The organism is Cupriavidus nantongensis, from assembly GCF_041726985.1.
In the GTDB taxonomy this organism is placed as follows: domain Bacteria; phylum Pseudomonadota; class Gammaproteobacteria; order Burkholderiales; family Burkholderiaceae; genus Cupriavidus; species Cupriavidus nantongensis_A.
In genome coordinates this window covers 440,815-463,892 of the sequence record NZ_CP168303.1, presented here as the reverse complement: position 1 = coordinate 463,892, position 23,078 = coordinate 440,815, and the positions used below count along the sequence as shown (strand labels likewise).

Annotated in this window: 20 protein-coding genes; 2 read left to right on the top strand and 18 right to left on the bottom strand. The window is 66.8% G+C overall.

Annotated elements, in window-relative coordinates:
• Position 1: 1 nt before the first annotated feature.
• From pyrC to ACEI37_RS13185, 3 genes are read right to left on the bottom strand one after another with little or no spacing between them, the layout of a single operon-like run.
• Entirely contained in the window at positions 2-1,036 is a 1,035-nt protein-coding gene (pyrC, locus tag ACEI37_RS13195; protein WP_373379254.1) for a dihydroorotase, read from the bottom strand.
• 46 nt (positions 1,037-1,082) lie between these two features.
• The gene (locus ACEI37_RS13190; protein ID WP_373379253.1) at positions 1,083-2,390 is read right to left on the bottom strand and encodes a glycerate kinase; all 1,308 of its coding nucleotides are present in this window, start codon (positions 2,388-2,390) and stop codon (positions 1,083-1,085) included.
• Positions 2,387-3,460 (bottom strand): tartrate dehydrogenase, encoded by a 1,074-nt coding sequence (locus ACEI37_RS13185; protein ID WP_373379252.1) that lies wholly within the window; start codon positions 3,458-3,460, stop codon positions 2,387-2,389. The genes ACEI37_RS13190 and ACEI37_RS13185 overlap by 4 nt, the downstream gene beginning before the upstream one ends.
• A 156-nt stretch (positions 3,461-3,616) precedes the next feature.
• On the opposite strand from ACEI37_RS13185, the gene ACEI37_RS13180 reads away from it, so the two are divergent.
• On the top strand, positions 3,617-4,447 hold the full coding sequence (locus ACEI37_RS13180; protein ID WP_111518363.1) for a class II glutamine amidotransferase: 831 nt from the start codon (positions 3,617-3,619) through the stop codon (positions 4,445-4,447).
• Between the two features lie 65 nt (positions 4,448-4,512).
• On the opposite strand, the gene ACEI37_RS13175 is transcribed toward ACEI37_RS13180, so the two are convergent.
• The 10 genes from ACEI37_RS13175 to ACEI37_RS13130 all read right to left on the bottom strand — a co-directional run bounded on the left by ACEI37_RS13175 (position 4,513) and on the right by ACEI37_RS13130 (position 15,166).
• The gene (locus ACEI37_RS13175) at positions 4,513-5,247 is read right to left on the bottom strand and encodes an amino acid ABC transporter ATP-binding protein (protein WP_373379251.1); all 735 of its coding nucleotides are present in this window, start codon (positions 5,245-5,247) and stop codon (positions 4,513-4,515) included.
• Positions 5,244-5,927 carry a glutamate/aspartate ABC transporter permease GltK gene (gene gltK, locus ACEI37_RS13170; protein ID WP_373379249.1) on the bottom strand — a complete coding sequence of 228 codons (684 nt, stop codon included), beginning with the start codon at positions 5,925-5,927 and terminating at the stop codon, positions 5,244-5,246. Before gltK ends, ACEI37_RS13175 begins: the two co-directional genes overlap by 4 nt.
• A 9-nt stretch (positions 5,928-5,936) precedes the next feature.
• A complete protein-coding gene (locus ACEI37_RS13165) occupies positions 5,937-6,665 on the bottom strand; it encodes an amino acid ABC transporter permease (protein WP_092307685.1) in 729 nt (242 codons plus the stop codon).
• Positions 6,666-6,728: 63 nt separating this feature from the next.
• Positions 6,729-7,628: a glutamate/aspartate ABC transporter substrate-binding protein gene (locus tag ACEI37_RS13160; RefSeq protein ID WP_373379248.1), complete on the bottom strand. Its 900-nt coding sequence runs from the start codon at positions 7,626-7,628 to the stop codon at positions 6,729-6,731.
• 266 nt (positions 7,629-7,894) lie between these two features.
• Positions 7,895-9,202, bottom strand: a complete 1,308-nt coding sequence (locus tag ACEI37_RS13155; RefSeq protein ID WP_373379247.1) for a Glu/Leu/Phe/Val dehydrogenase — start codon at positions 9,200-9,202, stop codon at positions 7,895-7,897.
• Positions 9,203-9,357: 155 nt separating this feature from the next.
• A complete protein-coding gene (locus ACEI37_RS13150; RefSeq protein ID WP_373379246.1) occupies positions 9,358-10,302 on the bottom strand; it encodes a LysR substrate-binding domain-containing protein in 945 nt (314 codons plus the stop codon).
• A 45-nt stretch (positions 10,303-10,347) separates the two neighbouring features.
• Positions 10,348-11,121, bottom strand: coding sequence for an ABC transporter permease (locus ACEI37_RS13145; RefSeq protein WP_026164555.1), 774 nt, complete (start codon positions 11,119-11,121; stop codon positions 10,348-10,350).
• Between the two features lie 15 nt (positions 11,122-11,136).
• The gene (locus ACEI37_RS13140; protein WP_373379245.1) at positions 11,137-11,997 is read right to left on the bottom strand and encodes an ABC transporter ATP-binding protein; all 861 of its coding nucleotides are present in this window, start codon (positions 11,995-11,997) and stop codon (positions 11,137-11,139) included.
• Positions 11,994-13,058, bottom strand: a complete 1,065-nt coding sequence (locus ACEI37_RS13135; protein ID WP_373379244.1) for an ABC transporter substrate-binding protein — start codon at positions 13,056-13,058, stop codon at positions 11,994-11,996. The genes ACEI37_RS13140 and ACEI37_RS13135 overlap by 4 nt, the downstream gene beginning before the upstream one ends.
• Positions 13,059-13,267: 209 nt before the next feature.
• Positions 13,268-15,166 (bottom strand): ABC transporter ATP-binding protein/permease, encoded by a 1,899-nt coding sequence (locus ACEI37_RS13130; RefSeq protein WP_373379243.1) that lies wholly within the window; start codon positions 15,164-15,166, stop codon positions 13,268-13,270.
• Positions 15,167-15,275: 109 nt separating this feature from the next.
• Here ACEI37_RS13130 and ACEI37_RS13125 point away from each other — a divergent pair, with 109 nt between their 5' ends.
• Positions 15,276-15,680, top strand: a complete 405-nt coding sequence (locus ACEI37_RS13125; protein ID WP_062796782.1) for an acyl-CoA thioesterase — start codon at positions 15,276-15,278, stop codon at positions 15,678-15,680.
• 225 nt (positions 15,681-15,905) lie between these two features.
• Here ACEI37_RS13125 and ACEI37_RS13120 read toward each other — a convergent pair whose 3' ends face one another.
• The 5 genes from ACEI37_RS13120 to ACEI37_RS13100 form a co-directional block, all read right to left on the bottom strand.
• Positions 15,906-16,682 carry an enoyl-CoA hydratase gene (locus ACEI37_RS13120; protein WP_265922354.1) on the bottom strand — a complete coding sequence of 259 codons (777 nt, stop codon included), beginning with the start codon at positions 16,680-16,682 and terminating at the stop codon, positions 15,906-15,908.
• A gap of 29 nt (positions 16,683-16,711) precedes the next feature.
• A complete protein-coding gene (locus ACEI37_RS13115) occupies positions 16,712-17,911 on the bottom strand; it encodes an acetyl-CoA C-acyltransferase (protein ID WP_373380256.1) in 1,200 nt (399 codons plus the stop codon).
• Positions 17,912-17,932: 21 nt separating this feature from the next.
• Positions 17,933-20,356, bottom strand: coding sequence for a 3-hydroxyacyl-CoA dehydrogenase/enoyl-CoA hydratase family protein (locus tag ACEI37_RS13110; protein WP_373379242.1), 2,424 nt, complete (start codon positions 20,354-20,356; stop codon positions 17,933-17,935).
• A gap of 221 nt (positions 20,357-20,577) precedes the next feature.
• Complete coding sequence (locus ACEI37_RS13105; protein ID WP_373379241.1) at positions 20,578-22,365, bottom strand: acyl-CoA dehydrogenase C-terminal domain-containing protein; 1,788 nt, start codon at positions 22,363-22,365, stop codon at positions 20,578-20,580.
• A 75-nt stretch (positions 22,366-22,440) separates the two neighbouring features.
• On the bottom strand, positions 22,441-23,031 hold the full coding sequence (locus ACEI37_RS13100) for a TetR/AcrR family transcriptional regulator (RefSeq protein ID WP_025583452.1): 591 nt from the start codon (positions 23,029-23,031) through the stop codon (positions 22,441-22,443).
• Positions 23,032-23,078: the final 47 nt, after the last annotated feature.

The window sequence follows — 23,078 nt, the reverse complement described above, 5'->3', positions numbered from 1 at the left end:
GTCAGCGTGCCTTCCAGCGCAGCGTCTCGCCGCCGCGCAGCGGCACCAGCGTGGTGTCGCCGTAAGGCAGCTCGGCCGGCAGTTCCCAGTCCTCGCGCGCCAGCGTCAGCGTGCCGGTGTTGCGCGGCAGCCCGTAGAAAGCCGGGCCGTTGAAACTGGCGAAGGCTTCCAGCTTGTCGAGCGCGCCGGCGGCGTCGAAGGCTTCGGCATACAACTCCATCGCATGCAGCGCGGTATAGCAGCCGGCGCAGCCGCACGCGTGCTCCTTCAGGCCGCGCGCGTGCGGCGCGCTGTCGGTACCCAGGAAGAAGCGCTCGCTGCCCGAGGTGGCGGCGGCCACCAGTGCCTCGCGGTGGGTTTCGCGCTTGAGCACCGGCAGGCAGTAGTAGTGCGGGCGGATGCCGCCGGTGAAGATGGCGTTGCGGTTGTAGAGCAGGTGGTGCGCGGTGATGGTGGCGCCGACCGGGCCGCTCGCGTCGCGCACGTACTGCGCCGCATCCTTGGTGGTGATGTGCTCGAACACCACCTTCAGCTCGGGCATGTCGCGGCGCAGCGGCGTCATCACCTGCTCGATGAACACGGCCTCGCGGTCGAAGATGTCGATCGCCGGGTCGGTGACTTCGCCGTGCACCAGCAGCGGCAGGCCTTCGCGCTGCATCGCTTCCAGCGCGGGATAGCAGCGGCGGATATCGGTCACGCCGGCGTCGCTGTTGGTGGTGGCGCCCGCCGGGTACAGCTTGACGCCGTGCACGAAGCCGCTGGCCTTGGCCGCCGCGATTTCCTCGGGGCTGGTGTTGTCGGTCAGGTACAGCGTCATCAGCGGCTCGAACTGCATGCCGGCCGGCAGCGCCGCCAGGATGCGGGCGCGATACGCCTGTGCCTGCGCCACCGTGGTCACCGGCGGCTTCAGGTTGGGCATGACGATGGCGCGGGCGAACTGGCGGGCGGTGTCGGGCAGCACGGCGGCCAGCGCCGCGCCGTCGCGCAGGTGCAGGTGCCAGTCGTCCGGGCGGGTGATGGTGAGCTTCTGGGTCATGGCTAGCTTGGGGCCGGCCGCGGGCGGCGGCGGGCGTTCGTCGAAATCAGAGAATCAGGATGGCGCGGTAGTCGTTGACGTTGGTGCGCGTGGGGCCGGTGACAACCAGGTCGCCGATCGCATCGAACAGGCCCCAGGCGTCGTGCGCGTCCAACTGGCGCTGGCCCGGCAGGCCGGCGGCCTCGGCGCGCGCCAGCGTGGTCGGGTCGGCCAGCGCGCCGGCATTGTCTTCCGAGCCGTCGATGCCGTCGGTGTCTGCGGCGATCGCGTGCACACCGGGCATGCCTGCCAGTTCGACCGCCAGCGACAGCAGGAACTCCGAGCAGCGCCCGCCGCGCGCCTTGCTGGCGCCGCCGCCGGCCGGCAAAGTGACCGTGCACTCACCTCCGGAAATCAGCGCCACGGGCGTGGCGAACGGGGCATTGTACGCGCGAATCTCGCGCACCAGTGCGGCATAGACGCGGGCCACTTCGCGCGCCTCGCCGGTTACGGTATCGCCCAGCACCACCGGCGTGATGCCGCGCTGGCGGAACAGCGCGGCGGCGGCCTCGAGGCTGCCGTGGGCGGTGGCGATCATGATGTTGTCGACCCGATCGAACAACGGATCGCCGGGCTTGGGCGTCTCCGCCACCTCGCCGCGCGCGCCGCGTTCCAGGTGCGACTGCACGCTGGCCGGCACCTGCGCGCCATAGCGGCGCAGGATCTGCAGCGCGTCATCGAACGTGCTCGGGTCCGCCACGGTCGGGCCCGAGGCGATCGCGCTGGGATCGTCGCCGGCCACGTCCGAGACGATCAGCGCGGTCACCGGCGCCTGGCTCGCCTGCGCCAGCCGGCCGCCCTGGATGCGCGAGATGTGTTTGCGCACGATGTTCATGTCGGTGATCGGCGCGCCACAGCGCAGCAATTCCCGGGTGGTCGCCTTCAGGTCGGCCATCGGGATGCCCTCGGCCGGCAGCGACAGCAGGCTCGAGCCACCGCCCGAGACCAGCACCAGCAGCCGGTCCTGCGGCGTCAGCGACTGCACCGCGGCCAGGATCTCGGCCGCGGCCTGCTCGCCCGACTCGTCGGGCACCGGATGGCCGGCCTCGATCACGCGGATATGGTCGGTCGGCATGCCGTGCGCGTAGCGCGTCACCACCAGCCCCTCCAGCGTGGCCTTGCCGGCGTAGGCGCGCTCGACCGCCGCGGCCATCGACGCGGCGGCCTTGCCCGCGCCCACCACTAGCGTGCGTCCGCCGGCGTGCGGCGGCGGCAGGTGCTGCGCGACGATCTGCAGCGGGTCGGCCGCCGCCACCGCGGCGTGGAAGGTCTCGAGCAACAGTGCGCGGGCGTCCCCCGCAAACCCGGCGCTCACAGCGCCTCCGCGATGGCGCGGCCCAGGTCGGCGGTACCGGCCTTGCCGCCGATGTCGCGCGTCAGCGGCGCGTGCTCCGGCCCGGCCGCCAGCACCTGCTCGATCGCGCCCAGCACGGCGGCGCCCGCCTCGTCATGGCCCAGGTGCTCCAGCATCATGGCGCCGCACCAGATCTGCCCGATCGGGTTGGCCACGCCGCGCCCGGCGATATCCGGGGCCGAGCCGTGCACCGGCTCGAACAGGCTGGGGAAGGTCCGGTCCGGGTTGATGTTGCCCGACGGCGCGATGCCGATGGTGCCGGTGCAGGCCGGGCCCAGGTCGGACAGGATATCGCCGAACAGGTTGCTCGCCACCACCACGTCGAACCAGTCCGGATGCTGGACGAAATGCGCGGTCAGGATATCGATGTGGTACTTGTCGACCTTGATGCCGGGATAATTTGCCGCCATCGCCTCGACCCGCTCGTCCCAGTACGGCATCGTGATCGAGATGCCGTTGGACTTGGTCGCCGAGGTCAGGTGCTTTTTCGGGCGCTTCTGGGCAAGTTCAAAGGCGAACTTCAGGATGCGGTCGACACCGGTGCGGCTCATCACCGTTTCCTGCACCACGATCTCGCGCTCGGTGCCGGGGAACATGCGGCCGCCGATGCTGGAGTATTCGCCCTCGGTGTTCTCGCGCACCACGTAGAAATCGATGTCGCCGGGCTGGCGGCCGGCGAGCGGGCTGCGGATGCCCGGCATCAGCCGCACCGGACGCAGGTTGACGTACTGGTCGAACGAACGGCGGAACTGCAGCAGGGAGCCCCACAGCGAGACATGGTCGGGCACCGTATCCGGCCAGCCCACCGCGCCGAAATAGATGGCGTCGTACTTGACCAGCGTGTCGAACCAGTCGTCCGGCAGCATCTTGCCGTGGCGGGCGTAGTAGTCGCAGCTGGAAAAATCGAAGTGATCCCACTGGAAGTCGATGCCGAAACGGCGCGCCGCGGCGTCCATCACGCGGATGCCCTCGGGCATGACTTCCGTGCCGATTCCGTCTCCGGGAATCACGGCAATCTTGTATTGGCTCATCGTTCTCGGGATTGCTAGCAGGTAGGGTGGCGCCGGGGTTGGTCCCCTTCGACCGTACTGGAGCGCCCGCGGCTTGCTTGGCAGCGGCGCGGGCGCGCGGGATAATGCCTGCATTCTATTGCAAAGCGGCAGCCCCCTGCCGACCGGTGCCCCGACATGTGCCAGCTGCTAGGCATGAACTGCGCCACGCCGACCGACGTGACGTTCTCCTTCACCGGCTTTGCCGCGCGCGGAGGCCTGACCGACCACCACGCCGACGGCTTCGGTGTCGCCTTCTTCGAAGACAAGGCCTGCCGCCTGTTCATCGACAACCAGTCCGCCGGCACCTCGCCGGTGGCGGACCTGATCAAGCGCTATCCGATCAAGTCCAAGAACGTCATCTCGCATATCCGCAAGGCCACGCAGGGCACCGTGCTGCTGGAGAACTGCCACCCCTTCATGCGCGAGCTGTGGGGCCGGCACTGGATCTTCGCCCACAACGGCGACCTCCACGGCTTTACCCCTTTCCTGTCCGGCGTCTACCAGCCGGTGGGCGACACCGACAGCGAGCTGGCCTTCTGCACGTTGATGCAGGGGCTGCGCAAGCGCTTCCCGGGCTCGCAGCCGCCGCTGAACGAACTGGGACACGCGCTGGCCGACATTACCCGCGAGATCACCCTGCACGGCGTGTTCAACTACCTGCTGTGCAACGGGCAGGCGCTGTTCGCGCACTGCTCGACCCGCCTCTACTACATCGTGCGGCAATGGCCGTTCTCGACCGCGCACCTGATCGACGCCGACCTGTCGATCGACTTCGCGCAGGTCACCACGCCGGACGACCGCGTCGCCGTGATCGCCACCGCGCCGCTGACCGACAACGAGACCTGGACCCAGTTCGCCCCGGGCGAACTGATCATGTTCGAGCACGGGCGTCCGACCATGACGCTGAGCGTGCCGATCCCGCCCGAGGTGCAGGCCAAGAACGCGGCCAATACTGCCTGTACCTGAGCGCTTCCGGCACAAGGAAAAAAGGGACGCCGAGGCGTCCCTTTTTCCATGAGTCGGCAGTCCGCTCAGTGATGCAGGATCTTCGACAGGAACTGTCGCGCGCGCTCCGAACGGGCGTCGATATTGCCGAAGAACTCTTCCTTGTCGGCGTCTTCGACGATCTTGCCCTGGTCCATGAAGATCACGCGGTTGGCCACCTTGCGCGCGAAGCCCATTTCGTGGGTCACGCACATCATGGTCATGCCTTCCTGCGCCAGCTGCACCATCACGTCCAGCACTTCGTTGACCATCTCCGGATCCAGCGCGGAGGTCGGCTCGTCGAACAGCATGCAGATCGGGTCCATCGACAGCGCGCGCGCGATCGCCACGCGCTGCTGCTGGCCGCCCGACAGCTGGCCGGGGTACTTGTCGGCCTGGCTCTTCAGGCCCACGCGCTCCAGGTATTTCATGCCCTTGGTCATGGCCTCGTCCTTGGAGCGGCCCAGCACTTTCATCTGCGCGATGGTCAGGTTCTCGGTGATCGACAAGTGCGGGAACAGCTCGAAGTTCTGGAACACCATGCCGACGCGCGAGCGCAGCCTGGGGAGGTTGGTCTTGGGATTGCCCACCGAGGTGCCGTCGACCAGGATGTCGCCCTTCTGGAACGGCTCGAGCGCATTGACGGTCTTGATCAGCGTGGACTTGCCCGAACCCGAGGGCCCGCACACCACCACCACTTCACCCTTGGCAACCTTGGTGGTGCAGTCGGTGAGCACCTGGAACGAGCCGTACCACTTGGAGACGTTATTAATTTCGATCATACAGCCACCTTTTTCTGGTAACGCTTGACCAGCAGCGAAGCGGAGAAACAAATGATGAAGTACACCAGGCCGGCGAACAGCAGCATCTCGACGATGCGGCCGTCGCGCTCGCCAATGCCGTAGGCCTGGCCGAAGAAGTCAGCCAGCGCGCTCACGTACACCAGCGAGGTATCCTGGAACAGGATGATGCCCTGCGTCAGCAGCAGCGGCACCATGTTGCGGAACGCCTGCGGCAGGATCACCAGCCGCATCGACTGCCCGTAGGTCATGCCCAGCGCCTGCGCGGCGAACATCTGCCCGCGCGACACGCTCTGGATGCCCGCCCGGATGATCTCGGAGTAGTACGCCGCCTCGAACAGCGCGAACGCCACCAGCGCCGAAGTCATGCGCAGGTCGGTCGCCGGCGACAGGTTGAAGATGCCCTGCAATACCTGCGGGATGATCAGGAAGAACCACAACAGCACCATCACCAGCGGGATCGAGCGGAAGACGGTCACGTACCCCTGCGCGAACCAGTTCAGCAGCCGGAACGACGACAGCCGCATCATCGCCAGGATGGTGCCCCAGATGATGCCGACCACCACCGCGGTGACGGTGATCTTCAGCGAGACCATCATGCCCTCGCCCAGCACGTGCAGCGTGGCCGGGTTGATCGAGGTGAAATCGAAGGAATAAGCCATGGCGCCCCCTTACTTGCCGCCGATAAAGCCGGGCACGCGCGTGCGGGCCTCGACCCAGCGCATCACCAGCATCACGGTGACGTTGATCAGCGCGTACATCAGCGTGACCGCGATGAACGATTCATACGGACGCGCGGTGTAATCCACCAGCTGGCGCCCCTGCGCGGCCAGCTCCAGCAGGCCGATGGTCGACGCCACCGCAGAGTTCTTGAAGATGTTCAGGAACTCGGAGGTCAGCGGCGGCACGATCACGCGGAACGCCATCGGCAGCAGCACGTGGCGGTACGTCTGCGGCAGGGTGAAGCCCATCGCCAGGCCGGCGTTCTTCTGCCCGCGCGCCAGCGAGTTGATGCCGGAGCGCACCTGCTCGCACACCCGCGCGGCGGTAAATGTCCCCAGGCACAGCATGGCGGCCAGAAACTGCTGCGCGAACGGGTTCATCTGCTTGATCGCCTCGCCGCCGGGCAGCAGCTCGGGCGCGACGAAGTACCAGATGAACAGCTGCACCAGCAGCGGGATGTTGCGGAAAATCTCGACATAGGTGGCGGCAATGCCGGCCAGCCACTTGTTCGGCACCGTGCGCAGCACGCCGAGCACCGAACCGATGACCAGGGCAATGACCCAGGACGAAAGCCCCAGCGCGAGCGTGACCTTGAGGCCGGAGATCATCCAGTCCAGGTAGGTCTCGTTCTGGGCGGCCTGTTCGAGGAAAACTCCCCAATGCCAGTTGTAGTTCATGTTGCGTCCTCAAAAAGAAACGGAAGGACGAGCCTTCCGTTTCGCAGTGCTGTCAACGGCAGGTCAGTCCAGCGCCTTGTCGTTAGGCGCCTTGATCAGCGTCTTCATGTCTTCGGACAGCGGGAAGTCCAGGTTCAGGCCCTTGGGCGGAACCGGTTGCATGAACCACTTGGTGTACAGGGTGTTGATCGAGCCGTCCTTCATCATGCCGGAGATGACGTTGTCGGACAGCTTCTTGAACTGCGGGTCGTCCTTGCGGATCATGCAGCCATAGGACTCGCGCGATTGCGGCTTGCCCACGACGATCCAGTCTGCGGGGTTCTTGGCCTTGGCGCGTTCGCCGTACAGCAGCGCGTCATCCATCATGAAGGCGACCGCGCGGCCCGATTCCAGCGTCAGGAACGACTGGCCGTGGTCCTTGGTGCTGATGATGTTCACGCCCAGCTTCTGCTCGTCGTTCATCTTGCGCAGCAGGCGCTCCGACGTGGTGCCGGCGGTGGTGACGACGTTCTTGCCCTTCAGGTCGGCCCAGTCCTTGATGCCGGCGTCCTTCTTCACCATGATGCGCGTGCCGATGATGAAGATGGAGTTGGTGAAGGCGACCTGCTTCTGGCGTTCCAGGTTATTGGTGGTCGAGCCGCACTCGATATCGATGGTGCCGTTCTGCAGCAGCGTGATGCGGTTCTGCGAGGTGATCGGGATTTCCTTGACCTGCAGGTTCGGCAGCTTCAACTGGTCCTTGATGGCTTCCACGATCTTCATGTTGATATCGTAGGAATAGCCGACCTGGCGCACGCCGCCGAGGTTGTAGTTGAACGGAATCGACGATTCACGCACGCCGAGCGTGATGACGCCGGTGTCCTTGATCTTCTTCAGCGTGCCCGTCAGTTGTTCGGCTGCCTGTGCCGTCCCGCACATTACACCCCCGGCAATCATCAGGGCAGCCAACTTGGCGAAATTCATAACATCTCCTTGACCATGAAGAGAAAGCGGGATTCTAAGAATAAAACCCCCACTGGTGAAACAGTATTGCGCAGCATCCGCCGCAATACAACTGGGTTTTCTCCTAGAACCCCACTTCGGGGCAATCCGTGCGCAGCGCGTCCGGATACGACAACGCGGCCTCCGGCGCTTGCCGGAGACCGCGTCTGACGGTCATGGAGCCGGGGGCCGGGGCGATTATTGCGCTGCACCATACGAGTGCCTCGCCCCGGGCCTGCCTGCCCCGATCAGGGGTACAGGCCGCGCATTTCGCGCGCCTGCAGGATACGCGTACAGGCCACGATGAACGCCGCCGTGCGCAGCGTCACCTTGTTTTCCTGTGCCACTTGCCAGATTGCCCGGAAGGCTTCTTGCATGATCCGTACCAGGCGCTGGTTGATCTCTTCCTCGGTCCAGAAGAAGCTGGAGAAATCCTGCACCCATTCGAAGTAGGACACGGTCACGCCGCCGGCGTTGGCGATCACGTCCGGGCAGACCAGGATATTGCGCTCGCGCAGGATGTCATCGGCCTGCGGGGTGGTCGGGCCGTTGGCGCCCTCGATCACCAGCTTTGCCGTGATCTTCGGCGCGTTTTCGGGGGTAATCTGGCCTTCCAGCGCGGCCGGGATCAGGATGTCGCAGTCGACTTCCCAGAACTGCTCGGTGCGCAGGACTTCGCCGCGGAAGCCGTCGATGGTGCCGCTGTGCGAGGCGTATTCCATCATCGCCGGCACGTCCAGGCCGGCCGGGTCGAACAGCGTGGTGCGGTGGTCCTGCACCGCCACCACCTTGGCGCCGGCCTCATGGAACAGCTTGGCGGCGACAGCGCCGACGTTGCCGAAGCCCTGCACCGCCACGCGCGCGCCCTTGACCTCGAGGCCGATATTGCGCGCGGCCTCGGAGCCGACCACGAACACGCCGCGGCCGGTGGCCTCGTGGCGGCCCAGCGAGCCGCCCAGCGAGATCGGCTTGCCGGTCACGACGCCGGTCGAGGTGCTGCCCGAGTTCATCGAATAGGTGTCCATCATCCACGCCATCACCTGTGCGTTGGTGTTGACGTCGGGCGCCGGGATGTCCTTGCTCGGCCCGATGATGATGTTGATTTCGCTGGTGTAGCGGCGCGTCAGGCGTTCCAGTTCGGCATGCGACAGCGTGCGAGGGTCGACGCGGATGCCGCCCTTGGCGCCGCCGTACGGCACGTTGACCGCCGCGTTCTTCACCGACATCCAGGCCGACAGCGCCATCACCTCGGACAGCGTCACGTCCTGGTGGAAGCGCACGCCGCCCTTGCCCGGGCCGCGCGACAGGTTGTGCTGCACCCGGTAGCCCTCGAAATGGGCGATGGTGCCGTTGTCGAGTTCGATGGGCACGTCGACGATCAGGGCGCGCTTGGGGCGCTTCAGGGTCTCGACCCAGCGCGCCAGCGAGCCCAGGTAGGGCGTGACGCGGTCGACTTGCTGCAGGTAGATGCCCCAGGGGCCGAGGTTGTCGGCATTGAGGTAGGACGGAAGTGCGTGCTTTTGGCCAGCAGTGTTGGTCGGTGCTGCGGAAGACATCGGGGTGGATTCCGGGGTGGAAGATGGGCGCAAGCTTAGGCTTGGCGGCCGCTCGGAATCCAATGCCGTTTGCTCATCGGGTTATGCAAGCGATGCATAACGTTGGGGCGGTTTGCTCCCTCTCCCGCTTGCGGGGAGAGGGGAGAACACAATCGCTACGCTGCCGTCAACGACGCCCACACCTGGTCCACCAGCTGCCGCTTGCGCCGCGCTCCCGCGCGCCGCTCGCCACCGTTCTCGCCCGGCTTCTCGCGATACAGCCGGATCTCCATGTCGATCGACAGCGGCAAGCCTCGCGCCGACTCGGCCCGTACCAGCCGGCCCGCCGCGACGTCGTCGCGCACCGCGCTTTCGGGCAGGAAGGCCATGCCGTGGCCAGACAGCGCCATCACCTTGAGCGCCTCGGCCATATCGGTCTCGTAGCATTTGTCCAGCTTGAGCGCCTCTGCGGTTTCGGCCAGCAGCAGGTCGACCATGCGGCCGAGAAAGGCGTTGGGCGTATAGCTGAGGAACGGCACCGGTTTCTTGTCGGTACCCGGCAGCCGGAATTGCGGCTTGCCGGCGGCATCCGGCACGCTGTAGGGCGACAGCCGTTCGGTACCGAGCACCAGCATGTCGTACCGTGACGGATCGAGCTGGATGGCCTGGCGCGCGTGGTGGTAGACCATCACCAGGTCGCAGCCGCCTTCGACCAGCATCAGCACCGCGTCATGGACGTTGAGCGCGCGCAGCCGGCACGGCAGCGTGCCGAGCTTGCGCTCCAGCGCCTTGAGCCACTCCGGGAAGAACGTCAGCGACAGCGTATGCGGCACCGCGAATTCCAGCACTTGCGCGTTGGCCGAGCGCTGGCCGCGCATCAGCGCGCGGGTCTCGCTGACCTGCGCCAGCATGGCCAGCGCCTGCTCGTAGAACACCTTGCCGGCCGGCGTCAGGCTGGTGGGATAGCTCGAGCGGTCAATCAGCTCGGTGCCGACCCACGCCTCCAGCGACTGGATCCGGCGCGAGAACGCCGGCTGCGTGACGTGGCGCAGTTCGGCCGAGCGCGAGAAGCTGTGCGTCTCGGCCAGGCTGACGAAGTCTTCAAGCCATTTGATTTCCATGACGCGGATTATCCACCGGCGCGCGGCGCTTCGCCACCTGCCGCCTCAGCCCCGGTGGGCCCAGCCGGTCATGCGCTTCTCCACCACCGCGAACAGCTCGTACATCGCCATCGCCATCACCGCGATCACTACCAGTCCGGCGAAGGCCAGCGGCATCTTCATGGCGGAGCCGGCCGACACCAGCAGGTAGCCGATGCCCTCGTTGGCGGCATTCATCTCCGACACCGTGGTGCCGACAAAGGCCAGCGTGATCGCGACCTTCAGCGAGGCGAAGAAATACGGCAGCGCGCGCGGCAGGCCGACCTTGAACAGCACGTCGCGCCGTTTGGCGCCGAGCACGCGCAGCACGTCTTCCAGTTCCGGCTCGAGCGTGGCCAGCCCGGTGGCGATATTGACCATGATCGGGAAGAACGAGATCAGGAACGCAGTCAGGATCGCCGGCCCGGCGCCGAGTCCGAACCATACCACCAGGATCGGCACGAAGGCAGCCTTGGGCAGCGCGTTGAAGGCGGTCATCAGCGGGTAGCTTGCGGCGTAGAGCAGCCGCGACGAGCCCATCGCCAGCCCGAGCAGCACCCCCACGCCGATGGCCACGCCAAACCCGACCATGGTGGTCCAGAAGGTGCGCCACGCATGGCCGGCGATCACGTCCGCGTAGTCCACCAGCGCGGCCACGATCGCGGACGGCGTGGGGAGGATGAAGTCGGAGACGTCGAAGGCCATGCACGCGCCCTGCCACAGCAGCAGCACCGCGGCCAGCAGCAGCCACGGCGCCACGCGCTGCACGCGGCGCTCCTGAGCGGAAGTCAAGGTCATCATCATCGTCAGGTTGTCTCAGTGTTGGCGCACATGGCCGATCTTCTCGCGCAGTTCATGCACCAGGTCGGCAAAGGGCTCGGTATAGGTCAGCGCGAGATCGCGCGGGCGCGGCAGGCCGATCTCCTTGCGCATCACGATGCGGCCGGGGCGCTGGCTCATCACGTAGACCGTGTCGGCGAGAAACACAGCCTCGCGCAGGTCATGCGTGACCAGGATCACGTTGAAACGCTGCGCCTGCCACAGCTCGCGCAGCACGCACCACAGTTCCTCGCGGGTGAAGGCGTCGAGCGCGCCGAAGGGCTCGTCGAGCAACAGCATGCGCGGCTGGTGGATCAGCGCGCGGCAGATCGACGCGCGCTGCTGCATGCCGCCGGAGAGTTGCCACGGGTATTTGTCCTCGTAGCCGCCCAGGCCAACGGTATGCAGCAGCCGGCGGGCACGATCGACGTATTCATCGCGGCGCGCGCGCAGGGTCGAGCGGTAGGGCTCGACGATCTCCAGCGGCAGCATCACGTTGTCGAGCGTGGTGCGCCATGGCAGCAGCGTCGGCGCCTGGAACGCCATGCCAACCTGCTTGAGCGGCCCGCTCACCTTCTCCCCGGCAATCCTGACGATGCCGCGCGTGGCCGGCCTCAGCCCGGTGGCCAGTTTCATGAAGGTGGACTTGCCGCAGCCGGACGGGCCGACGATGGCGATGAACTCGCCCGGGGCGGCCTGCAGCGACAGGTCTTCGACCGCGAACTCGCCCTGGCGCGCCAGCGTGTCGTCGTAGGCCAGCCAGACCCGGTTGAAATCGACAAAAGGCTCGACGGGTGCGGTCGCTGCGGTCGCGGCCGTTGCGGCAGCCGGCATGGATTCAGCCAGGCGCGCCATCATCGCAGCACATCCAGTTCGGCCGCGCCCGGCAGGTACGCGTCGGTCCACAGCGCATCGGCGTTGATACGGCCCTTGGTGCCGAAGGCATCGGCCACCTGCGAGGCCATCAGCGACAGGCGCGGCTTGCTGATGCGGCCAAAGCCTTCGGCCCTGGCATCGGGTGAGCGGACCACGCTGTCCAGCGCCAGCTTGAGCCGGCGCGTTTCCAGCTTCTCGTCGATGATGCCGTCGCGCGCCTTGAGCGCGCGGATGCCCTCTTCCGGACGGGCGATCACGTCGCGCGCCGACTTGCTGAAGGCGCGCAGGAACGCCTTCACCGCCCCCGGATTCTTCTTGATGAATTCCTCGGACGCGATCACGGCGTTGCCGTACAGCTTCACGCCGAACTGCGGATACGGCAGCACCACGATGTCCTCGTCCTTCACGCCGCGCGCATTCAGGTTCAGGATCGACGTGAACGAGAAGCCGGTGATGGCGTCGAGGTCGCCGCGCACCAGCATGGTTTCGCGCAGCGTCGGGTCCATCGCCTGCCAGTTGAATGACGATGCCTGCAGGCCGTTGGCCCGGGCGAAGATCGGGAAGGCGCGGCGGCCGGCGTCGAACACCGGTGCGCCCAGGCGCTTGCCGGCCAGGTCCTTCGGCGCGCGAATGCCCGACTTCCTCAGCGCCAGGATGGCCGCGGGCGTGTTGTTGTAAACCATCATCACCGCCACCGGCTTGTTCTTCGCGTCGGGGTTGTTGCCGTAGAACTCCATCACCGACGACATGTCGGCGAAGCCCATGTCATAGGTGCCCGAGGCCACGCGGTTGACCACGTTGCCCGAGCCGTTGCCGGCATCGATCGAGACCTCGAGCTTTTCGGCCTTGTAGTAGCCCTTCTGCTCGCCGAGCAGGAACAGTGCCGCCGGCCCTTCGAAGCGCCAGTCGAGCTGGAACCGGACCTTGGTGGCCGCGGCCTGCGCGTGGGCGGCGGCGGCGAATTGTGTCGACAGCACCAGGCTGGTGCCGAGCATGGCGCCCAGCTTCAGCAGGCGGCGGCGAGCCGTGTGGGATTGGGGCATGACATCTCTCCGTGGATAGTGATTTCGGAGGGATCCATCCGCAAGGGACATGCCAGCCTTGCAGGCCCCGTTTCAGGGCGTGCCCGCGCGTGATTGTCGAACCAGAAATGGGCGCGACGATTGCTGCAATAGCATCGTCGGCAGCAATTGCCGACAATCCGTGCCGCGCCCTGGTGCGAACCGGCGCAGCCGGGTCGGCCCATGGCGGCTCAGGCGTCCTGGGTGGCGTCGCCCACGTCGAGCGCAAGCGCCTCGCCGCCGACGGCGTCGCCGCCTTTGGCGGCGGCGCGCGCCTGGATGTCCCACATCTCGGCATAGCGTCCGCCCGCTCGCATCAGCTGCGCATGGGTGCCGCGCTCGACGATGCGCCCGTGGTCCATCACCAGGATCTGGTCGGCATGGACCACGGTGGAGAGCCGGTGCGCGATCAGCAGCGTGGTGCGGTTCTGCGCCAGGCGCATCAGCTCGGCCTGGATCGCCTGCTCGGTGCGCGAATCCAGCGCCGAGGTCGCTTCGTCGAACACCAGCACCGGCGGGTTCTTCAGCAGCGTGCGCGCGATCGCCACGCGCTGCTTCTCGCCGCCGGACAGCTTCAGGCCGCGCTCGCCCACGGGGGTGTCGTAGCCCTGCGGCAGCTCGCGGATAAAGGCGTCGATCTGCGCCGCCTGCGCCGCGGCGATGACTTCGTCGCGGGTCGCGTCGGGGCGGCCGTAGGCGATGTTGTAGTAGATGCTGTCGTTGAACAGCACGGTGTCCTGCGGCACGATGCCGATGGCCCGGCGCAGGCTGTCCTGGGTGATGGTGCGGATATCCTGGCCGTCGATCTCGATCGCGCCGCCGCCTACGTCGTAGAAGCGGAACAGCAGCCGCGCCAGCGTCGACTTGCCCGAGCCGCTGTGGCCCACCACCGCGGTGGTGCTGCCCGCCGCGATGGTGAAATCGACGCCGTCCAGGATCAGGCGGTCGGACTCGTAGCTGAAGCGCACGTCGCGGAAGCGCACCTGCGCGCCGTCGACCCGCAGCGCCGGCGCGTCCGGCGCGTCGGCCACCTCCTGGTGCGTGCCCAGCAGCACGAACATGCGGTCCATGTCGGTAGTGGCCTGCTTGATCTCGCGGTAGATCACGCCGAGGAAGTTCAGCGGGATGTAGAGCTGGATCATCAGCGTGTTGACCAGCACCAGGTCGCCCAGCGTCAGCTTGCCGTCGACCACGCCCACCGTGGCGCGCCACAGGATCAGGATCAGGCCGATGGCGATGATGGCCTGCTGGCCGAAGTTCAGGAACGACAGCGAGTTCTGCGAGCGGATCGCCGCGGTGCGGTACTTGCGCAGGTTCTCGTCGTAGCGCTGCGCCTCGTAGGCTTCATTGCCGAAGTACTTGACGGTCTCGAAGTTCAGCAGCGAATCGATCGCCTTCTGGTTGGCGCGCGAATCGAGCTCGTTCATGCGGCGGCGGAAATGCGTGCGCCATTCCGTTACCACGATGGTGAAGACGATATAGCCGACCAGCGCGCAGCCGGTGATGGCGGCGAACCAGATGTCGTAGTGCAGGATGAAGAAGCCGACCACCAGCGCCATTTCCACCAGCGTGGGCAGGATGCTGTACAGCGAATACGAGATCAGCGACTGGATGCCGCGCGTGCCGCGCTCGATGTCGCGGCTCATGCCGCCGGTCTGGCGGTCCAGGTGGAAGCGCAGCGACAGCGCATGCAGGTGCCGGAACACCTGCAGCGCAATCTCGCGCACGGCGCCCTGCGTGACCTTGGAAAAGAGGATTTCCCGTAACTCGGTGAACAGCGTCGCGGACAGTCGCAGCATGCCGTAGGCGACGATCAGCCCCACCGGCACCGCCAGCAGCGCGCGCGGATCGCCGGCGCTGATGTTCATGCTGTCGATCAGCCGCTTCATCAGCACCGGCACGCCCAGGTTGGCGACCTTGGCCGCCACCAGGCAGGCCAGCGCCAGCATCACGCGCCACTTGTAGTGCCAGACGTAGGGCAGCAGGTTGCGCACGGTCTGCCAGTCGCTGCGGGGGGCGCGCTGGCCGGGAAAGAGCTTGACCGAGGCAGTGTCGGGGGCCTGCTCGGCGGTCGTGGAATAGCGGCGCATACGATAGAATTCGGGCCAATGCGCGATTGTCGCAGAGATCGCGTTGCGCGGCTGGCGAAGGGTTTTTTCGCCGCGCCCGCCCCTCTCCCGTTGTCCACCAGACTGCCTCATGAACGCTCCCCACACCGTCCCCGCCCTGCCCGCCGGCAAGAATCCCGCACTGCGCGTGGTACCGATGCCCGCGGACGCCAACGTACATGGCGACGTGTTCGGCGGCTGGATCATGTCGCAGGTGGATATCGCCGGCTCGATCCCGGCGGTCGAGCGCGCGCAGGGGCGCGTCGCCACCGTCGCGGTCAATTCCTTCCTGTTCAAGCACCCGGTGTTCGTCGGCGACCTGGTGAGTTTCTACGCCGACATCGTCAAGACCGGACGGACCTCGATCACGGTCGAGGTTGAGGTCTATGCGCAGCGCATGCGCCACAGCAACGAGATCGTCAAGGTGACCGAGGCCACGCTGACCTATGTGGCCACGGACGAGTCGCGACAGCCGCGGGTGTTGCCGACGGCTTGAATGGATAGTGAGCGCCCTCGATTCCCGATCGGTTTGCTCCCTCTCCCGCTTGCGGGAGAGGGTCGGGGTGAGGGCGGGCGCTGGCCGAAGCTATCGCGCTGGAAAAAACCGTTGGCCCTGCTTTTTATGGTTCCTTGCTAGCCCGCCCCTCACCCCGGCCCTCTCCCCGTGAGGGGAGAGGGAGAACACCTTGCTAAGGCAAGCTCGGGGCGGCTTGGGAGCATTTCACGCAAACTTCATAAAATCCGGCTTCCGCTTCTCGAAGAACGCGCTGAACGCCTCCTTCGCCTCCGGCGCCACCAGCATGCGCCGGAACACCGCGCCCTCGTCGGCCATCTGTTTTTCCACTTCCGCCATCGCGCCCGCCTTCATCAGGCGCTTGGTCTCGCGCAGTGACGACGCCGGCAGGGCCGCCAGCTTGCGTGCCTGCGCCAGGGCGAAGTCATGCAGCTCGGCCACCGGCAGCACCCGCGTCACCAGCCCGATCTCCAGCGCCTCCTGCGCGCTGAAGGCCTCGCCCAGCAGCAGCTTCTCGGCGGCGCGCTGGTAGCCGACCAGGCGCGGCAGCAGCAGGCTGGAGGCGGCCTCCGGGCACAGCCCCAGCTGCACGAACGGCAGCGACAGCTTGGCGGTGTCGGACGCATAGACCAGGTCGCAGTGCAGCAGCAGGGTGGTGCCAACGCCCACCGCCGCGCCGCTGACGGCCGCCACCACCGGCTTGCTGGCATGGCTGATCTGGTACAGGAACTGGAACACCGGGGCGGCTTCGGCGCCCTCGCCCGCGCTGGGCGGGCGCTGCATGAAATCCTCGAGGTCGTTGCCGGCGGTGAAGACTTCGGGCTTGCCGCGCAGCAGGATGGCGCGCACCGCGGGATCGGTGTCGGCCGCGCGCAGCGCGTCGGCCAGCGACTGGTACATCGCCGCGGTGATGGCGTTCTTCTTGTCGATGCGGTCGAATTCGAGCGTCAGGATGCCTTGCTCGATGCTGGTACGGATGCTCATGGTGTCTTCCTCTCTGGTGGCCGTGGCGATCAGACGCGCTCGAAGATGCCTGCGGCGCCCATGCCCGTGCCGACGCACATGGTGACCATGCCGTACTTCAGGTTGTGGCGGCGCAGCGCGTGCACCACCGTGGCCGAGCGGATCGCACCGGTGGCGCCCAACGGGTGGCCCAGCGCGATCGCGCCGCCCATGCGATTGACCCGGGCGGGATCCAGCTGCAGGTCGCGCATCACCGCCAGCGACTGCGCGGCAAAGGCTTCGTTCAGCTCGATCCAGTCCAGCTGGTCCTGGGTCAGGCCCGCCGCCTTCAGCGCCGCCGGGATCGCTTCCTTGGGGCCAATGCCCATGATCTCGGGCGGCACGCCGCGCACCGCGAACGAGACGAAGCGCGCCAGCGGTACCAGGTTGAACTGCTTCAGGATCTTCTCCGAGACCAGGATCAGCGCGCCGGCGCCGTCGGAGGTCTGCGAGCTGTTGCCGGCGGTGACGCTGCCCTTGTTGGCAAACACCGGGCGCAGCTTGCCCAGGCCCTCGAGCGAGCTATCCGGGCGCGGGCCTTCATCCAGCGCGATGGTGCGCGTCTTCACGCTGACCTGGCCGCTGGCCAGATCAGGGAAGCGCTCGACGGTCTCGACTGGCGTGATCTCGTCGCGGAACTCGCCGGCCTGCTGCGCAGCGATGGCCTTCTGGTGCGACGCCAGCGAAAACGCGTCCTGGTCCTCGCGGCTGACCTGCCACTGCTGCGCCACCTTCTCGGCGGTCAGGCCCATGCCGTAGGCAATGCCGACGTTCTCGTCGCGGGTGAAGATCTCCGGCGACATCGACGGCGAGTTGCCCATCATCGGCACCATGCTCATCGACTCCACGCCGGCGGCGATCATCACGTCGGACTCGCCCACGCGGATGCGGTCGGCGGCCATCGCCACCGCGCTCAGGCCCGAGGCACAGAAGCGGTTGACGGTGATACCGCCGACGGTGTTGGGCAGCCCCGACAGCAGCGCGCCGATGCGGGCCACGTTCAGGCCCTGCTGGGCCTCGGGAATGGCGCAGCCGACGATGGCGTCTTCGATCAGCTTCGGATCCAGGTCGGGCACCTGTGCCACCGCGGCCTTCAGGATGGTGGCCAGCAGGTCGTCGGGGCGCGTGTGCTTGAAGGCGCCCTTGGGGGCCTTGCCGATCGGCGAGCGGGTGGCCGCAACGATGTATGCGTCTTGCAGTTGTTTCATGATGTCGGTTCCTCGCTTGCCCAGTTAGTTGCGCACCGGCTTGCCGGTCTGCAGCATGCCCATGATGCGCTCCTGCGTCTTGCCGGTACCCAGCAGGTCGACGAAGGCCTTGCGCTCCAGCGCCAGCAGCCATTCCTCGCTGACCAGCGCGCCGGCGTCGACGTCGCCGCCGCACACCACTTCGGCGATGCGGGTGGCGATCAGGAAATCGTGCGCCGAGATAAAGCCCCCGTCGCGCATGTTGACCAGCGACGCCTTGATGGTGGCCACGCCCGAACGGCCGGCAACCGGGATCAGCGTCGGCAGCGGCGCGCGATAGCCGGCGTCGGCCAGCGCGCGCACGGCGTTCTGCGCCACGTACAGCAGTTCATGCACGTTGAAGACGATCTGGTCGGACGGCTGCAGGTAACCCATCTGGCGCGCTTCCAGCGCCGAGGCCGAGACCTTGGCCATGGCCGCGCTCTGGAAGCGGCTGGTCAGGAACTGCAGGTAGTTGGTGCTGCCCGCGGCCTGCGCCGCACGCGCGGCCGCCAGCGCGGCTTCCTTCAGGCCGCCGCCGGCTGGCACCAGGCCCACGCCCACTTCGACCAGGCCGATATAGGTTTCCAGTGCGGCCACGCGCGCGGCGGAATGCAGCATCAGCTCGCAACCGCCACCCAGCGCAATGCCCGACGCCGCCGACACCACCGGCACCGCGGCGTACTTCACGCGCATCATGCCGTCCTGGAACTTCTTCACGAACGGCTCGATGCCCTTGGCGCCGCCCATCATGAAGGCGGGCATCGCCGCTTCCAGGTTGGCGCCGGCCGAGAACGGGCCGCCCGGCGCGCCCAGCTGCAGCGAGGTCGGCTGCCACACCACCAGGCCCTTGTAGCCGGCCTCGGCCAGGTCGATGGCGCGGGTCAGGCCGTCGATCACGTCGGGCCCGATGGTGTTCATCTTGCTCTTGAACGAGACCACCAGCACGTCGTCCTGGCCCTCGCCCACCCAGATGCGCACCGCGTCATTCTCTTCGACGGTGCGGCCGGCCTTGCGCGGGTCGGCCGCGGCGGTGCCCTGGAGCGCGGCGCGGAAGGCCTGGCGCTGGTACACCGGCAGCGTGCTGCGCGCGACGAACGACTGCGTCGCCGGCGACCACGAACCAGCCGCCGCGTGCACACCCTGGTTGTCGGCGACGGGGCCAGAGAACACCCACGCCGGCAGCGGCGCGCCCGACAGCGCCTTGCCGCCCTCGACGTCTTCCTTGACCCACTCGGCCACCTGCTTCCAGCCTGCCGCCTGCCAGTCCTCGAACGGGCCCGAGTTCCAGCCGAAACCCCAGCGAATCGCCAGGTCGATATCGGCGGTCGAGCCGGCGATCTGCTCCAGGTACACGGCGATGTAGTGGAACACGTCGCGGAACACCGCCCACAGGAACTGCGCCTGCGGGTTGGTTGACTCGCGCAGCAGCCGGATGCGCTCGGCCGGTTCCTTCTTCAGCATGCGCACCACGATCTCGTCGGCCTTCTTGCCGGCATCGACATACTGGCCGGTGCTGGCGTCGAGCACCTTGATCGCCTTGCCTTCTTTCTTGTAGAAGCCGGCGCCGGTCTTCTGGCCCAGCGCGCCCGCGTCGACCAGGCCCTTGAGCACGGCCGGGGTCTGGTAGACCGGTGCGAACGGGTCGTCGTGCAGGTTGTCCTGCATGGTCTTGATCACGTGCGCCATGGTGTCGAGGCCGACCACGTCCGCGGTGCGGAAGGTGGCGGACTTGGCGCGGCCCAGCTTGGAACCGGTCAGGTCGTCGACCACGTCGAACGGGATGCCGAACTTCTGGGCCTCGGCGAACACCGCCAGGATCGAGAAGATGCCGACACGGTTGGCGATGAAGTTTGGCGTGTCCTTGGCGCGCACCACGCCCTTGCCGAGCGTGGTGGTCAGGAAGGCTTCCAGCTGGTCGAGGATCTCCGGCTGCGTGGTCGCGGTCGGGATCAGCTCGACCAGATGCATGTAGCGCGGCGGGTTGAAGAAGTGCACGCCGCAGAAGCGCGACTTCAGGTCACTATCAAAGCCGTCGGACAGCGCGGTGATCGACAGGCCCGAGGTGTTGGTGGCGAAGATCGCGTGCGAAGCCAGGTGCGGCGCGACCTTCTTGTACAGGTCGTGCTTCCAGTCCATGCGCTCGGCGATCGCCTCGATGACGAGGTCGCACTCCTTGAGCAGGGCGATATCGTCTTCGTAGTTGGCTGCCTGGATCAGGCCGGCCTCTTCCTTCAGGCCCAGCGGCGCGGGCGACAGCTTCTTCAGGTTGTCGATGGCGCGCAGCGCGATGCCGTTCTTCGGGCCTTCTTTTGCAGGCAGGTCGAACAACACCACGGGCACACGCGCGTTGATCAGGTGGGCGGCAATCTGCGCGCCCATGACGCCGGCACCCAGCACGGCGACTTTCTTGACGATGAAATTGGACATGCTCGCTCCTGGATTAGTGAGCGTTGAGGTGAGAGATTCTTCGGGCGCTGCTATTGCTGCGGGCCTGCTCCCCTCTCCCATTTATGGGAGAGGGGTTGGGGGAGAGGGCAGGCGCTTCGACGAAGTGCCTCGGCATAACGAGCTCCTGCCCTCTCCCCCGGCCCCTCTCCCGCGCGCGGGAGAGGGGAGCAAACCAGCGGGAGCGGAAACGCCCCGGAAAATCAGAACAAATCCGCGTCCAGCGCCATCAGCGACGCGGAACCCGCGCGCGCCTTGCGGATCTCGCCGGCCGTTTCCGGCAGCAGCTTGGCAAAGTAGAAGCGTGCCGTGGCCAGCTTGGCGGTGTAGAACTTGTCGCCGCTGCCCTGCTTCTCCAGCGCGATCTTGGCCATGCGGGCCCAGAAGTACGCGAACACCAGGTGACCGACCACGCGCAGGTACGGCACAGCGGCGGCACCGACTTCGTCGGCGTTGCCCATCGCCTTCATGCCGATTTCCATGGTCAGCTTCTGCACCTTGTCGCCCAGGTCGGCCAGCGGGTTGACGAACTCCTGCATGGCTTCGCTGGTGCCTTCGGCCTCGACGAATTCCTGCACGATCTTGCCGAAGGCCTTCATCTTCGCGCCCATGTCGCCCAGGATCTTGCGGCCCAGCAGGTCCAGCGCCTGGATCGTGTTGGTGCCTTCGTAGATCATGTTGATGCGGGCGTCGCGCACGTATTGCTCCATGCCCCATTCGGAGATGTAGCCGTGGCCGCCGAATACCTGCATGCCCTCGTTGGTCGCGGTGAAGGCGTTGTCGGTCAGGAACGCCTTGATCACCGGCGTCAGCAGCGCGACCAGGTCGCCGGCCTGCTTGCGCACCGCCTCGTCCGGGTGCGACAGCTCGCGGTCGATCTGCAGCGCGGTCCAGTAGCTGAACGCGCGGCCGCCTTCGGCGTAGGCGCGCTGGGTCAGCAGCATGCGGCGCACGTCGGGATGCACGATGATCGGGTCGGCGGCCTTCTCGGGCGCCTTGGGGCCGGTCAGCGAACGCATCTGCAGGCGGTCCTTGGCGTAGGCGACCGAGTTCTGGTACGCCACCTCGGTCAGGCCCAGGCCCTGCGCGCCCACGCCCAGGCGCGCCGCGTTCATCATCACGAACATGGCGTTCAGGCCCTTGTTCGGCTCGCCCACCATCCAGCCGCGCGCGCCGTCCAGGTTCATCACGCAGGTGGCGTTGCCGTGGATGCCCATCTTGTGTTCGATCGAGCCGCACTGGATGCCGTTGCGCTCGCCCGGGTTGCCGCTGGCATCGGGGATGAACTTGGGCACCACGAACAGCGAGATGCCCTTGGTGCCCGCGGGCGCGTCCGGCAGGCGCGCCAGCACCAGGTGGATGATGTTCTCGGCCAGGTCGTGCTCGCCGGCGGAGATGAAGATCTTGGTGCCGGTGATCAGATAGGAACCGTCGGCCTGGGGCTCGGCCTTGCTGCGCAGGATGCCCAGGTCGGTGCCGCAATGCGGCTCTGTCAGGCACATGGTGCCGGTCCACACGCCGGACACCAGCTTGGGCAGGTAGGTCTGCTGCAGCTCCGGCGTGCCGTGTGCGTGCAGGGCCTCATAGGCGCCGTGCGACAGGCCCGGGTACATGGTCCAGGCCTGGTTGGCCGAGTTCAGCATCTCATAGACCACGTTGTTGACCACGATCGGCAGGCCCTGGCCGCCGAACGCGGGATCGCACGCCAGCGCCGGCCAGCCTGCCTCGACATACTGCTGGTAGGCTTCCTTGAAGCCGGTGGGCGCCTTGACCACGCCGTCGCCGACGTAGGTGCAGCCTTCGCGGTCGCCCACCTGGTTGAGCGGGAACACCACGTCCGAACAGAACTTGCCGGCTTCCTCGATGACCTGGTTGATGGTGTCCGCGTCGATGTCCGCGTGCGGCGGCATCGCCTTGAGTTCGGCTTCGGCGCCGAGCAGTTCATGGAGCACGAACTGCATGTCGCGCAACGGTGCGGTGTACTGGCCCATCAGAGACTCCTTGGAGTTGTGCGATGCCGCCACGCCGCCCGTCCCGCTTGCGCGCGACGGCCCGACCGGGCGACCTCAGGTACGGTAAGACTGAATCAGTTTGTTGAGCGCGACCATGGCAAGCTCGGCGCTGTCGGGCAGGCGCAGGAAACGGGCGTCATGATGCAAGCCTAGTTCAAGGCTGTACATCTCGAACAGCATCAGGCGCGGATCGCAGTCCGCGCGCAGATGCCCCTCTTCCTTGGCCTGGTTGATGGCGCGGGTCAGCGCTGCCCGCCAGATGGTGACGCTCTTGACCAGCTCGTCACGCACCAGGCTGCCGGCACGGTCGTCATACTCCACCGCGCCGCTGATGTAGATGCATCCCGTCGTCACTTCCTGGATGCGCTTCTCCATCCAGCGCCGCACCATCGACCACAGCCGGGGCAGTCCGCGCGGCTCTTGCAGCGAGGGGTAGAACACCTCCTGCTCGAACCGGCGGTGATACTCCCGCACCACCTCCACCTGCAGGTCCTCGCGCGAACCGAAATGCGCGAACACGCCGCTCTTGCTCATCTGCATGCGTTCCGCGAGCAGGCCGATGGTGAGACCTTCGAGCCCGTCGCGGGACGACAATTCCAGTGCGGCATCCAGAATCGCCACGCGCGTCATCTCGCCCTTGCGCATGGGCGAGGGCGACGAGGCGGCGGATTCGAGACGGGCTGACTGGTGTC

What these genes read in the sequence shown, in the direction of transcription:
- pyrC (WP_373379254.1), bottom strand. Translation starts at nt 1,036, where the DNA reads ATGACCCAGAAGCTCACCATCACCCGCCCGGACGACTGGCACCTGCAC.
- ACEI37_RS13185 (WP_373379252.1), bottom strand. Translation starts at nt 3,460, where the DNA reads ATGAGCCAATACAAGATTGCCGTGATTCCCGGAGACGGAATCGGCACG.
- ACEI37_RS13180 (WP_111518363.1), top strand. Translation starts at nt 3,617, where the DNA reads ATGTGCCAGCTGCTAGGCATGAACTGCGCCACGCCGACCGACGTGACG.
- ACEI37_RS13175 (WP_373379251.1), bottom strand. Translation starts at nt 5,247, where the DNA reads ATGATCGAAATTAATAACGTCTCCAAGTGGTACGGCTCGTTCCAGGTG.
- gltK (WP_373379249.1), bottom strand. Translation starts at nt 5,927, where the DNA reads ATGGCTTATTCCTTCGATTTCACCTCGATCAACCCGGCCACGCTGCAC.
- ACEI37_RS13165 (WP_092307685.1), bottom strand. Translation starts at nt 6,665, where the DNA reads ATGAACTACAACTGGCATTGGGGAGTTTTCCTCGAACAGGCCGCCCAG.
- ACEI37_RS13160 (WP_373379248.1), bottom strand. Translation starts at nt 7,628, where the DNA reads ATGAATTTCGCCAAGTTGGCTGCCCTGATGATTGCCGGGGGTGTAATG.
- ACEI37_RS13155 (WP_373379247.1), bottom strand. Translation starts at nt 9,202, where the DNA reads ATGTCTTCCGCAGCACCGACCAACACTGCTGGCCAAAAGCACGCACTT.
- ACEI37_RS13150 (WP_373379246.1), bottom strand. Translation starts at nt 10,302, where the DNA reads ATGGAAATCAAATGGCTTGAAGACTTCGTCAGCCTGGCCGAGACGCAC.
- ACEI37_RS13145 (WP_026164555.1), bottom strand. Translation starts at nt 11,121, where the DNA reads ATGATGACCTTGACTTCCGCTCAGGAGCGCCGCGTGCAGCGCGTGGCG.
- ACEI37_RS13140 (WP_373379245.1), bottom strand. Translation starts at nt 11,997, where the DNA reads ATGATGGCGCGCCTGGCTGAATCCATGCCGGCTGCCGCAACGGCCGCG.
- ACEI37_RS13135 (WP_373379244.1), bottom strand. Translation starts at nt 13,058, where the DNA reads ATGCCCCAATCCCACACGGCTCGCCGCCGCCTGCTGAAGCTGGGCGCC.
- ACEI37_RS13130 (WP_373379243.1), bottom strand. Translation starts at nt 15,166, where the DNA reads ATGCGCCGCTATTCCACGACCGCCGAGCAGGCCCCCGACACTGCCTCG.
- ACEI37_RS13125 (WP_062796782.1), top strand. Translation starts at nt 15,276, where the DNA reads ATGAACGCTCCCCACACCGTCCCCGCCCTGCCCGCCGGCAAGAATCCC.
- ACEI37_RS13120 (WP_265922354.1), bottom strand. Translation starts at nt 16,682, where the DNA reads ATGAGCATCCGTACCAGCATCGAGCAAGGCATCCTGACGCTCGAATTC.
- ACEI37_RS13110 (WP_373379242.1), bottom strand. Translation starts at nt 20,356, where the DNA reads ATGTCCAATTTCATCGTCAAGAAAGTCGCCGTGCTGGGTGCCGGCGTC.
- ACEI37_RS13105 (WP_373379241.1), bottom strand. Translation starts at nt 22,365, where the DNA reads ATGGGCCAGTACACCGCACCGTTGCGCGACATGCAGTTCGTGCTCCAT.
- ACEI37_RS13100 (WP_025583452.1), bottom strand. Translation starts at nt 23,031, where the DNA reads ATGCGCAAGGGCGAGATGACGCGCGTGGCGATTCTGGATGCCGCACTG.